The 12,303-nt window shown below is 44.1% G+C and carries 11 protein-coding genes; 4 read left to right on the top strand and 7 right to left on the bottom strand.

The genetic code is table 11. The features are described 5' to 3' along the window. Positions 1-6 precede the first annotated feature (6 nt). On the bottom strand, positions 7-939 hold the full coding sequence (cscK, locus tag AC6I7V_RS15595) for a fructokinase (protein ID WP_498012394.1): 933 nt from the start codon (positions 937-939) through the stop codon (positions 7-9). A gap of 169 nt (positions 940-1,108) precedes the next feature. Then, a complete protein-coding gene (locus AC6I7V_RS15600) occupies positions 1,109-2,548 on the bottom strand; it encodes a sucrose-specific PTS transporter subunit IIBC (protein ID WP_498012203.1) in 1,440 nt (479 codons plus the stop codon). A gap of 234 nt (positions 2,549-2,782) precedes the next feature. Here AC6I7V_RS15600 and AC6I7V_RS15605 point away from each other — a divergent pair, with 234 nt between their 5' ends. Beyond that, positions 2,783-3,769, top strand: a complete 987-nt coding sequence (locus tag AC6I7V_RS15605) for a LacI family DNA-binding transcriptional regulator (RefSeq protein WP_261883898.1) — start codon at positions 2,783-2,785, stop codon at positions 3,767-3,769. A gap of 102 nt (positions 3,770-3,871) precedes the next feature. Here AC6I7V_RS15605 and AC6I7V_RS15610 read toward each other — a convergent pair whose 3' ends face one another. The 3 genes from AC6I7V_RS15610 to AC6I7V_RS15620 all read right to left on the bottom strand — a co-directional run bounded on the left by AC6I7V_RS15610 (position 3,872) and on the right by AC6I7V_RS15620 (position 7,007). Continuing rightward, complete coding sequence (locus tag AC6I7V_RS15610; protein WP_498012204.1) at positions 3,872-5,245, bottom strand: carbohydrate porin; 1,374 nt, start codon at positions 5,243-5,245, stop codon at positions 3,872-3,874. Between the two features lie 413 nt (positions 5,246-5,658). Then, positions 5,659-6,165: a DUF2059 domain-containing protein gene (locus AC6I7V_RS15615; protein ID WP_498012205.1), complete on the bottom strand. Its 507-nt coding sequence runs from the start codon at positions 6,163-6,165 to the stop codon at positions 5,659-5,661. 323 nt (positions 6,166-6,488) lie between these two features. Further along, positions 6,489-7,007: an NUDIX hydrolase gene (locus AC6I7V_RS15620; RefSeq protein WP_498012206.1), complete on the bottom strand. Its 519-nt coding sequence runs from the start codon at positions 7,005-7,007 to the stop codon at positions 6,489-6,491. Between the two features lie 249 nt (positions 7,008-7,256). Between AC6I7V_RS15620 and AC6I7V_RS15625 the strand changes: the two genes are divergently transcribed. Beyond that, positions 7,257-7,511, top strand: coding sequence for a putative hemolysin (locus tag AC6I7V_RS15625; protein ID WP_255232542.1), 255 nt, complete (start codon positions 7,257-7,259; stop codon positions 7,509-7,511). A gap of 11 nt (positions 7,512-7,522) precedes the next feature. Here the strand turns inward: AC6I7V_RS15625 and AC6I7V_RS15630 are convergent, their stop codons facing one another. Then, complete coding sequence (locus AC6I7V_RS15630) at positions 7,523-8,395, bottom strand: YdcF family protein (protein WP_498012207.1); 873 nt, start codon at positions 8,393-8,395, stop codon at positions 7,523-7,525. A gap of 307 nt (positions 8,396-8,702) precedes the next feature. Between AC6I7V_RS15630 and AC6I7V_RS15635 the strand changes: the two genes are divergently transcribed. Together AC6I7V_RS15635 and AC6I7V_RS15640 are read left to right on the top strand one after the other, a co-directional pair. Next, positions 8,703-10,073 (top strand): L-serine ammonia-lyase, encoded by a 1,371-nt coding sequence (locus AC6I7V_RS15635; RefSeq protein WP_255232540.1) that lies wholly within the window; start codon positions 8,703-8,705, stop codon positions 10,071-10,073. 241 nt (positions 10,074-10,314) lie between these two features. Next, positions 10,315-11,100: a siderophore-interacting protein gene (locus tag AC6I7V_RS15640; protein WP_498012208.1), complete on the top strand. Its 786-nt coding sequence runs from the start codon at positions 10,315-10,317 to the stop codon at positions 11,098-11,100. A gap of 91 nt (positions 11,101-11,191) precedes the next feature. Here AC6I7V_RS15640 and gntR read toward each other — a convergent pair whose 3' ends face one another. Next, complete coding sequence (gene gntR / locus AC6I7V_RS15645; protein WP_255232538.1) at positions 11,192-12,193, bottom strand: gluconate operon transcriptional repressor GntR; 1,002 nt, start codon at positions 12,191-12,193, stop codon at positions 11,192-11,194. Positions 12,194-12,303 lie beyond the last annotated feature (110 nt).

A 12,303-nucleotide genomic window follows, 5' to 3' on the forward strand; every position in this document is an offset into this window, starting at 1 on the left:
CGTTGACTACGATTGTTCGCAGTGGATGAACTGAATAAGTTCTTCTTGGGTAGGGAGTGCAGTCATGGCACCTTTTTGCGTTGTTGCAAGTGCACCGCAGCCATTTGCCCACTCGATCGCTTTATCGATCGTGGCGAGATTATCCCAATGTTGCTGTTGAGAAAGTCTTGCGAGCAGGCCACCGACGAAGGCGTCACCAGCACCAGTCGTATCAACTGGCTGTACGACTTGACCTGTTACTCGCTTTCCTGAACCTTCAAAGATTCGCCACACTCCCTTGGCACCTTGCGTAACCAAAATGAGCGTGTTGTCAAAATCAGCGATAGCATTTAGACCTTGTTCAACCGATTGAGAACCAGTCAAAAGCACTAATTCCTCTTCAGAGAACTTGACGACATCAGCCAGTGCCACAGCTTTCATTACAGTACTTTTTATTTCAGACGGATTCGCCCATACCTCTTCGCGCAAGTTTGGGTCGAAACTCACATAGCCACCGACGCGTTTGATCCTATCAATTGCTTCAAATGTACTGCTTCTGCTTGGTTCATTAGCCAGAGAAATAGAGCAGACATGTAACCAATCACCTTGTTGAAAGCTTGGAATATCATCGTTGACCATAAACTGATCGGCACTTGGCTTAACCATAAAGGTAAAGCTGCGCTCACCATCATCATCCAAGTCAACCACTACCGTTGATGTTCTGTGTGTTGGATCTTGAACCAGAAAATCGGCATTTACATTTTCTTTGGTCAGTGTCGTCTTCATAAAACGACCAAACGGATCATCTCCGACTCGCCCAAAGAAAGCACTTTTGCCAGACAGACGAGAAACGGCAACCGCGACATTAGCAGGCGCACCACCTGGACATTTCAATAGTGTCGAGTCGGAGTCGGGAATTAAGTCAACAACGGCATCGCCTGTTACCCATACTTGATTCATCATGCTTACCTTGAAACAAACATATTGATAATTGAGCGGCCATGAACAGTTGCTCCTATCAATGAAAAAAATACAAAAAAGGCTAGCCAAAATAACGCTCTTGGCTAGCTCCCCAACAATTTAGGAAAAAGGTGGAATTGGGGGAATCCCACCTTTAAGGAGTTCAAATTTAAGCCGTCACCTTACGCTTTTGCTTTACTTGTTCACGCATACCAAGAACCACTGTCAGTACAAACGCCGTAATAAACGCGATGATCATACCAACGATGTAGTAACCAATATACTCAGGAGAAATTGAGATAATACCTGGTAAGCCCGCTGCACCTAGTGCCTGCGCTTTCACGTTGAACATTGTAATAAAGGCACTCGATAGAGCAGCAGCACACACAGCGGCGATGAACGGGTAACGCAGTTTTAGGTTTACCCCAAACATAGCAGGCTCGGTAATACCTAGTAGGCCAGTAACACCAGATGGAATCGCAATCCCTTTCATCTTTTTGTCTTTGCTCATGACGCCAACCGCAAGCGCTGCTGCACCTTGAGATACGTTTGACATAGCTGCAATTGGGAAGATAAATGTACCACCGGTGATTGCTATATCGGCTAGTAACTGTGTTTCAATCGCGATAAAGCTGTGGTGCATACCCGTAATAACGAACGGCGCGTAAATCAAACCAAATACCGCACCTCCAACAAAGCCAGCCGAGTTGTAAAGCCAGTTTAGTCCATCACCTAATAGGAAGCCGATATCACGCGTGAATGGACCAACAACGGTGAACGTCAGTAGACCCGCAATAAAAATAGCCAATAGCGGCGTTAAAAGGTTATCCAGCACCGAAGGAATCACCTTTCGTAATCCTAATTCGACCTTAGCCAGAATGAACGCTGAAACAAGAACCGGAAGTACTGAGCCTTGATAGCCAACCTTCTGGATTTCAAAACCCATAATGTTCCAAACAGGAATATTTCCGGATACAGCAGCACCGCCGAAACCCCAGCCATTCAGCAGCTCAGGGTGTACCATCAACATACCTAATGCAGCTCCTAGATATGGATTACCACCAAACTTCTTACTTGCCGAGAACGCTAATAGAATAGGTAAATAAACAAAAGGCGCATTAGCGAAAGTATTGATCATATTCGCAAGGTCAGTTAGCCCAGGATTAGCATCAATTAAAGATTGCCCATCAATAAACAAACCTTGCGCTGTCAATAAGTTATAGATACCCATCAACAAACCACCAGCAACAATTGCTGGAATAATCGGAACGAAAATATCAGAGAGTCCTTTTACCGCTCTTTGAACAATATTCTGTTTGTTGGCACCCGCAGATGCGACATCATTGGTCGACATCTCACTCATGCCCGTCAACTTAGCCAGCTCGGCGTAAACTTGGTTAACAATTCCCGAACCGAAAATGATTTGGTATTGACCTGCTACTTTGAACTGACCTTTTACCCCTTCAAGATTATCGATAGCTTGCTCATCGATTTTTGTTTCATCTGCTACAGCTAGGCGTAAACGCGTTGCACAGTGTGCGAGAGCGGTAATATTGCTCTTGCCACCTAGTAAAGTGATTAGCTCTTTTGCTACTGCTGGATAATTCATTTCATACCCCATTGGATTACTAATTTGAGCCTTGTGATACTTTCGGGAACGTTTGCAAAAAGAATTTTTGCTGATTAGTAACAAATGATCAAAGATATCTCCTCAAGAGTGTGAGAAAGATCTTTAAATTATCTCCCCAAATGACTCGGGCAGGGTTAAAATCCCTATTAACCTAAGCAACGAGTCTCATCTCTTTGCAAACAATCCCAAAAAATAGATGAATGGATAGTGTGAATGGCAAGTCTGCACGATGTTGCACTTCTAGCTGGCGTCTCAAAGTCGACAGTTTCACGTGTTATTAATGATGAATATGGCGTAAAAGAAGCGACGAAGATCAAAGTGCGCAAAGCCGTAGAAGAGTGTGGCTATGTTCCGAATCAAGTCGCTAAAGACCTTAAATCTCGCAAAACAAACCTTGTTGGAGTCATTGTTCCACGCGTGTCTTCTCACGCCACATCACAAGGCGTTGACGGCTTAACGGCGGTGCTTGAACAAGCCGGCAAGCATGTTTTGTTGGCCAGTACTCATCAAGCGCATCAAAAAGAGTTGGAGTACATCCATATCTTCAATCAAAAGCGAGTGGAAGGGATCATTCTATACGCCACTCACTTAGATAAAACGCTAGTAAAAGCAATTCAAGGCTCGGCTGTTCCAGTGGTGTTGGTTGGTCAAGATGGTTCAATGTTCAACATACCTAGCATCGTTCATGACGATACTCGTGTTGGCTTTGAAGCTGGAAATAGACTGGTTGATAAAGGGTGTCAAACACTAGGCTTTATTGGCGTTCAAGGCGACGACATCGCCGTTGATAAGCAAAGATCTCAAGGTTTTAAAGATGCCCTCAAACACAATGACCTTGAGTTAAAATTCCATGCCCGAGGCGATTTTACGATTGAGTCAGGTTACGACCTAGCCAAGGAACACCTCAAGAAGTTCCCGAAATTAGACGGACTATTTTGTGCAACTGACCGTATAGCGATTGGTGCCATGAGGGCCATTCAAGAAGCTAAACTTGAGCCTGGGAAAGATATTTTCGTACTTGGTGTTGGTGACGATGAACTCGCGTCAGTCTGTACTCCTACCCTGTCTACATTCAATTATGCTTTTGATAAAGCAGGAGAAAATGGCGCAAAACTGCTGTTAGAGAGAATTTCAAATAAAGGATTCGAGATGAGTAAGATGGTGCTTACCTTTCAAAGTATTGATAGGCAGTCTTGCTAGTAAATTTAACAAAGGTTGAACCCAAAAACGCTATTCTTTTTATTTATAAAAAATGCCAACCTCTACGGTTGGCACTTTTACCTTAATCATTAATCGCTACTATTAGAACCAAGTTTCCATCTGAAGTGCGAACAACACTTCACCGCCATCACCCATCGTTGATGCATCTGGTTCCTGACTGATCGCATAACCATTTAGCTCATCACTCCAGTCAACATAGCTCACAGCAAAACGTAGTTCGGGACGATCAAAAAAGCCAGTACTGGTTGAAAGCTTCAAAGTCGGAGCAATGGTCGCTTTGTAAAACCCACCACTCGCTTGTTCGACAGAATTATCAAGATCCATAAATTGGTATGAACCCTCATACACCATTTCAAAGTTCTCATTAAACTCTTGAGCCAATCTTACGTTGAGTGATGCCCATGTATATTCATCACTTTTCTCTAAGCGATCTTGACTGCGTTCAGCCATAAACGCTGGAGCAACGCGCCAATTATCAGCAAAGCGTGTGACACCATAACTGAATAGGCGTACGGCTTTCGCATCATCTAACAGATCACCATTTGACCCGATGCCCTTCAGCTCAGCACCCAAACCGCTACCAACAATGAAGCCAGTTTTTGAGAAACCTTCGCTCATTCCATAGAAGGTCTCTGCGTGAAAAGCGAGCATTGCGTGCTCACCGTGATCAGCGGCGCCATCAGTACGATCACTGTTGTCTGCCGAGGTCATTGCACTCAACATAAATTGCCACTGCCCAATACGATTGTTCATCGTCGCAATGTAGTTTTCAACATCAGTTGATGGACTATCTATCTCGCCAAAATCACGACCATAAATCGAAAAGTTAGTCTTCCATCTCTCATTCAATTGAACGTCGTAAACACCTGCACCAGTACCCGATAGGAATACGATATCAGAGTCAAAGAAGTGAATATCAAAGTTATCTCTGTCGAATCGCTTACCCGCCCAGAACGTCGCCTCAGAAAATGCCTCTGAGTCAGAGAAGATCGCTAAGTTGTTCAATTCAGAATAGACCTGACGTACGTTCAATTGGCTTTCGGTGGCCGTCCATTCATTATTTGTTTCAGTGCTATCCGCAAGCATGATTCTAAATAACGCACTTGAACCATCCTCAGCAAAGCGCTTGTGAATCAAATTCGCTTCTAAGTAATGATCGTCTTCAACCCCTAAGCGGCCTATTGGTGCACCAATAGCTCCTGCTGCTGTCATGTATGGTCCTGTACCTGTCGCGCCATTTAAATCATCGTTAATTAACAGTCCAGAGCGTGCATAGCCGTGAAACTCAAATGTCGACGCCTTCTCATCGGCTGCCACTGCGACCTGTTCAGTTTGTTCGATTCTTTTCTCTAACTCGTTGATTCGCTGTTCTAATTCAGAGACCTCTGTTGATGCCATCGCTGGTAAAGCTATCAAGCTGATTGCTACAGCCATTGCTAAATTATGTTTTTTCATATCCTTTGTCCCACGTAATAATATTAAGAATAATTGCAAACGTTCCCAATAAAATTTTCAGGCTATTTACGAATAGAAAACGGATGATATTCCGATGGTTTGTTGCATATTAATAATAAAAAACATCAGAATTGTAACCTTGAGACGGATAGTATCTGACATTGTCGGGAACGTTACCGGAAATGTCAGATTCTGTTATACGCATCACGATAAAGATAAGAAAAGAAAATGTGATTGATAGCAAGCGCACAAAAACCTTGGCACAGAAATTTGACCAAAGGAGAAAAGAGGTGCTTTCTAGTCAGCAGCACTGTAGAGCACCAAATCCATATGACCTCCTAGCTATTTCCAACGTAGTTGTAATACTCACCAATAGTTTTGTTCTCTTGGCGATCAATTCACCGCTGAAGTTATTATTGAGTCTGCTGTTCTTGCTTGCGGTGCTCTTGCAGTTTCTTGTGAAACTCTTCAGTAAGTGCTTGAATTTCCGGCATCATTCGCTGTGCCATCTTTTGACTCGTGACCATGGATTCTTGCATGACCACCGGCATCTTGTTGAGAATACTTTGCCCCATTTCAGAGCGATAGAAGTCTAGCATTGCGCTGATCTCTTCCTCAGAAAAGTGTTGGTTATAGATGTCCAACATCATTGGTTCAAACTGCTCCCAACTTAGCTGCTCTTGCATCACTACACCCACTTTTTTGTGATACTCGTCAAACAGTGGTCTCTCTGATTCTTTAATTTCTAACTGTTGGTGCATGTTGTTGATCATGTTCTGAACTTGAATGTGCATTGAATCTAACAACTCGTTCATATTCATGACTTCAATTAACGCATCCACTTTTTCTTGCTTAGAAGACTCACTTGCTGATAAAGGCAATGGTAACAACAACATTAACGCAATAACGACTTTCTTCATTTTGTTCTCTCTCATATGCAATAACGTATAACCCTAACGGTATTAACCAAAACTTCTTTACGAAAACCACCCAATGGTTACCGGATGATTATCACTTAATTCATTGACATAAAAGGCAATGTTGAGAACTTATATCATTTATCGTTATAAGATCGAGCGAATATCGCTAAACATTACAAATATGCGACATGAGGAGTAATAGAACAGAGGTTGAAGAAGTTCAGGAGATAGGTTGGAAGACAATAAGAGGAGTCGGAACGTAAGCTAAAAAGTAGTGATATTTGGGGCAGCACTATAACAGCTACCCCAAGTAAGCTTGTGAATTACAGCATATCTTTAGCAACCAAATGCAGTAGAAAGGTCTCACGCTCAATGCTCATGCCTTTCTTAGGGCTTTCTGCCATGGTTTTTTCGTTATGAGCGATAGCGTCATGGATGTTGATCCAAACCGGCTTCATTCCGTTCTTCACTTCATAATCTTCGTACGCTGTATCACCCAATTCGCTATCAATTTTACAGGTGTAGCAGTAGGAGATCATATGCATGATGTCGGCATCATCTTTATACCAAGGACGAAACTCTTCAAAAATACCAAATGGCTTAATGCCATGAATATTCTGAGCACCTGTCTCTTCTTGCAGCTCACGAACCATGCCCGCGATAACGTCCTCACCTTCATCTAGGCCGCCCCCAGGAATGGTGTAGTCGTGGTAACGCTCTGTATATAGCATCAGAATGTTCTCACCATCCAGCACAATAGCGCGAGCGGCGTTACGCTTGTACACGGTTTGGTCGTCTAAGTGCTCAATGTCAGGATGAATCGTTGTTTTTAGGTGTCTCATTATCGTTATAGCTCTGCAAAATTTGGCGGCATGATATCACAATCAGGTATGGATTGAATTTCGCCCTAATTCATAGGAGTCAGTCCAAAAGAAATAGTTGGTATTTCAAGCTTGATCCAACACTCAAAATAGATCGAAACTTGTCGAATTATCATACCAATTCAATCTGTTGCTTCAAAAATCACGGATTTTTCCTGATTCTAAAATATACTCATTAAAAGAGCTTCCTAACCTTGCTAAGGAGATAGCATGAAAATAATTGGCTTGATGGCAATGTTCACTTTGGTTTTAGGGGGTTGTGCAAGCGAGTACGACCAGTACAGTGAGTCCGAACGTGTTTCAATGGCTAACCCAGCTGCTGTGTATTGTGTTCAGCAAGGGGCTGAGCTTGATAGAGTAACAGAAAATGCTCAGCGCACGACTTACTGTGTCTTTGAAAATGGCGACCGTATTGAACAGTGGGAGTATTACCGCCAACATCATGAGCAAGAAACAGAAAGCTAGCCTCTCTATCTCTAGTGGCCTGAGCGCCACCAGCGAGTATCCAGGTCTTGTTCTGGATCCAAGTAACGATTCAGCAAAGTCAGATTTGTATCCAGCAACGCGAGGTACTCTCTGACTTTTTCTTTGTCTGTCCCTACTGGAGTCTGCCTAATACAGTTTTGCAACAGAGGTAATAGCGAATGCAGCAAGCTAAACTGAGCAGTCGCTGAAAGTTGTACAGCTTTGTCGATCGCTTCTAGCCCTAACTGAGCAGGTGCTTTGCGGGTCTGCTCTTGTTGCCCAACAAAGCGACCTGCGACTATACCTTCAAGATAGACACGGTACGTCGTTAAGCAATCAATTAATAGAAACAGCTGTGCTTGAACTGTCGTATGCGGGTATGCCACCACAACATGCTGTTCAATATTTCGATCAATCTTCAGAGCCACCCCCAATTGACCACAGCGCTCTTCGAGCACTTTAAGTAGCCCTTGTTCATCCATTAACGATTGGATCTCAAAAATCCGCTGCAAGTGATAGTCATTGGACACAAATACCACATTCAGTTGCTGGCTATTTTCCAACAAGCCGCTTTCAATAAGCTCCAACGCCAAATTGTGGATGTTCTCTATCGTATTGGTTGATTTTTTCTCTAATAACCGAGCTTGGATGCTCAAAGGTGATTCAAGCTGACTCTCGAGTTGCAAGAAGTACTCATACATCACTTCGGCTTCAGACAGAGTTTGTCCCGGTGTGACACCACCACAAAACGCGACCGCCACTTTGTCATTTGAGCGACTTGCCAAATAATCGATGGCAGCTTCAACTCTACTCCGCCCTTCTGCAGTCAATTCATTCTTATTTAGCCGTTTACCCAGAATAACTACAAGGTTTTTAATGCTCATTTAATGTACAAGTCTCGTTTTCGCAATTAGATAGAGTGAATTATGTATACAATAGTTGTTAACAAAAGTATTTTTAAATTCTCATGAGTTGCTCGCAATAACGCTCACTATTGATGACAACTTTATAGGTAGTAAATCGTGTGGTCGCATTAAGAACATTTTTCTGAGTATCGCATCCATACGTATTCAATGCCCATGAGTATAAAACAGAACAATGTCATTCATACACTATGCTCAAGAGAAGCGAGGTATGTAAAAACAGTTACACCAGAGTTCGCACCAAGCGAACCCTTCACAGGAAGTTATTATGCTGTCTATTTTTGATATCTACAAAATTGGTGTTGGCCCATCCAGCTCGCACACCAATGGACCAATGATCGCAGGGTTTCAGTTTACTCAAAAAATCGCCTCTAAACTGGAAGAAGTGGCGAGAGTGCAAATTGACCTTTATGGCTCTCTTTCTCTAACGGGTAAGGGGCACCACACCGATCGCGCTACGATTTTGGGACTGCTGGGTAATAAGCCAGATACGATTAAGATCAGCAGTGCCAATCAAGCAATGCAAAAAGCCATTGAAGACAAGAGCCTAGCCCTTAGCGGTCACCATAATGTTCATTTCGACGTTGAGACAGATATGCTGTTTCACAACACCAACTTACCCCTACATGAAAATGGCATGACCATCTCTGCATTCAACGCAGACGGTGCGCTGATCGATATGGAAACCTACTACTCGATTGGTGGTGGCTTCATTGCCACAGAAGACGAGCTCCAAAACGGTAAGAAAGAGCAAGAAACTCATGTCGAATTTCCGTTTAGCTCTGCTGATGAACTGCTTGCCCTAGCCGAACAGAACGGTCTTAGCTTAGGCGGTTTGGTACTGCGTAATGAGACCTCATTCCAAGACATGGAAGCGATCAATCAGCGCACAGAGCAGATTTGGAAAGTGATGTCACTCTGTATGGAGCGTGGTTTTGAAACGGAGGGTATTCTTGACGGTGGCCTTGAGGTGACTCGACGCGCCCCTGCTCTATTGAAAAAACTGGAAGCCAATGCCGCGATTGAAAACGATCCGATGGAGATCATGGATTGGATTAACCTATTTGCTTTCGCGGTCAGCGAAGAGAATGCTGCAGGCGGACAAGTCGTTACCTCACCAACAAACGGCGCTGCTGGTGTTATTCCAGCGGTTCTGATGTACTACCATCGTTTCATCAAAGAGCTCGATACTAAACAGCTCAAAGACTTCCTTGCAGTATCCGGTGCGATTGGCATCTTGTACAAAACCAACGCGTCCATCTCTGGTGCTGAAGTAGGCTGTCAAGGCGAAGTCGGTGTCTCCTCTTCAATGGCGGCGGCAGGTCTTACTGCACTGCGTGGTGGTAGCAACGAGCAAATCTGTATTGCGGCTGAAATCGCGATGGAGCATTCACTAGGTATGACCTGTGACCCAATTGGTGGCTTAGTACAAGTGCCATGTATTGAACGTAATGCAATGGGTGCCATGAAAGCCATCAACGCGTCTCGAATGGCATTGAAGCGCACCAGCAAGTGTTTAATCTCTTTGGACAAGGTAATCGAAACCATGTACCAAACGGGTAAAGATATGAACAAGAAGTATCGTGAAACGTCTTTGGGCGGTCTTGCTGTGATCCATATGGCGCCACCTTGTGAATAAATAGCGTTGATGGTCAGCCTCATTCATTTGAAATGAAGCCACGCCTCATAACGGAAGTTAATACAAAGCCAGCCTCCGCGCTGGTTTTTTTGTGCTTGGTCTACCGAACATAAGCCTTAATGAAAATACAAGGTTATGCTAAAAGTGCATGATGTAAATTCATGTAAATGATAACCATTTCTATTGAGTCATTTGGTGAAGGCTACTATGATAGTTAGCTTATAGAGAAAGAGAGTCCATTATGAGTAAGCCAAGTCCTATCCAAGTTACTGTTACAAGTACCCAAACCATCACACCCAACATGCAGCGCATCACCTTAAGCGGCGACGGGCTAAGTCGCTTTCCTAATGATTGTGAAGGTGGTTACATCAAGTTGATGTTCAATGAGCTGGGGGGAACAGATTTGACAACTCTTGAGCAGGGCAAACGCCCAACCATGCGAACTTACACAATTCGCGAATTCAACCCTGACGTGCCTTCAATTGAAGTCGACTTTGTTCGCCACAACACCGTTGACCTACAGTGTGGCTTTGCCGCTCGCTGGGCGATGAACGTTGAAGAGGGTGAAACCATCACTATTGGTGGTCCGGGCATTATTCAAGGCTTAAATAAGGACGCTGATTGGTTTTTCTTGGCCGCTGATATGACATCACTGCCTGCTCTTTCTGCAAAAGTAAAAAGCCTACCGCGTGACGCAAAAGGTTACGCTGTTATTCAAATCGCCTCAGAGCAGGACAAGCAACCATTGGACGCACCAAGTCAGCTTGAGGTCATCTGGTTGATAGAATCGGAACAAGCGTCATCACTGTCCGATAAAGTTCAAGAGCTCACTTGGCTTGAAGGTACTGCTGCAGTATGGACAGCGTGTGAATTTGAGAACATGCGCGCGCTGCGTCAATACTTTCGTAACGAGAAAGAAGTGGCTAAAGAGAACATCTACATCAGCAGCTATTGGAAACGTGGTGTGAGTGAAGATGGCCATAAAGTGTTAAAGCAAGAAGACGCGAAAGCGCAAGCCGAAGCTTAAAATCCGATTTTAGCAACTGGTAGCCTGAATATGAAAAACACCCTTAACCGAGAACGGTAAGGGCGTTTTTTTTAATGATTAGAATAAGCAGCTAGATACTTTCACCAAGCTCAATCGCATAGCCCAGATCCAACTTAGCCGTCCAATCGGTTCTGCCTTTTAAACGCGAAACAATTTGCTCAGCTGCGACCTTCCCTATCTGCTCCCTCGGGGTTATTACCGTAGCCAAGCGCGGTGTCATGGTCATCGTAATATCGTGGCCGTGGAAACCCGCTATCGCCATCTGCTCAGGCACCTGAATACCACGACGGACACATTCGTAAAAGGCACCGATGGCCAAGTCATCATTGGTACAGAAGATACCGTTTGCCTCAGGGTGCGTTTCTAGCAGCTCACCGAGCAGCTTTGCGCCCAGTGTAAATGAAGATGCCTCTTCGGTTTGAATAGTCAACGGCGTGAGTGCGTGCTCTTCCATTGCATGCTCATAACCCGCCATCTTTAAACGAGTACGTTCATCCATTCGAGCCGCAAGATACGCAATGTTTTGACGGCCTCGGGTGATCATCACTTTGGTCATCTCTCTCGCGGCATCAAAGTTATCAAAACCGACGGCTTGCTCGATGCGCGGTGACACAGAGTCCATAATCTCGATAACGGGAATTGACGCAGTTTGCAGCATCTTACGAGCTCGATCTGTATGAACATTTTCAGAGAGAATGATCGCATCTACATTGTAAGACAATAGCGATGCGATACTCTGCTCTTCAAGTTCTTCGCTATAGCCGTAGTGAGCAATCATGGTTTGATAGCCCGCAGGGGCGGTCACCTGTTCAATCCCTCTAATCACCTCAGCGAAAACTTGGTTGGTCAAAGATGGAACCAGTACGCCGATGGCATTACTTTTTGCATTTGAAAGGATATCTGGGGCGCGATTTGGGATGTAACCCAGCTCTTCTACCGCGGAATTGATTTTGTCTCGTAGTGCTTCAGAAACCTGTGAAGGGTCTCTTAAACAGCGACTTACGGTCATCTTGGTGACGCCAACTAAATTGGCAACATCTTGTAACGTAGGACGTTTTTTCTTATTTGACATAGTAAGTAGTTATTATTGTTATTGATTATGTTACTGGTAACAGTGTATCCAACTGACTTAAGATTTGAAGCCTTATCTAACGAAATATTGATACAGTCCCACAAACAAAA

This window comes from Vibrio sp. KUL70, assembly GCF_059725515.1.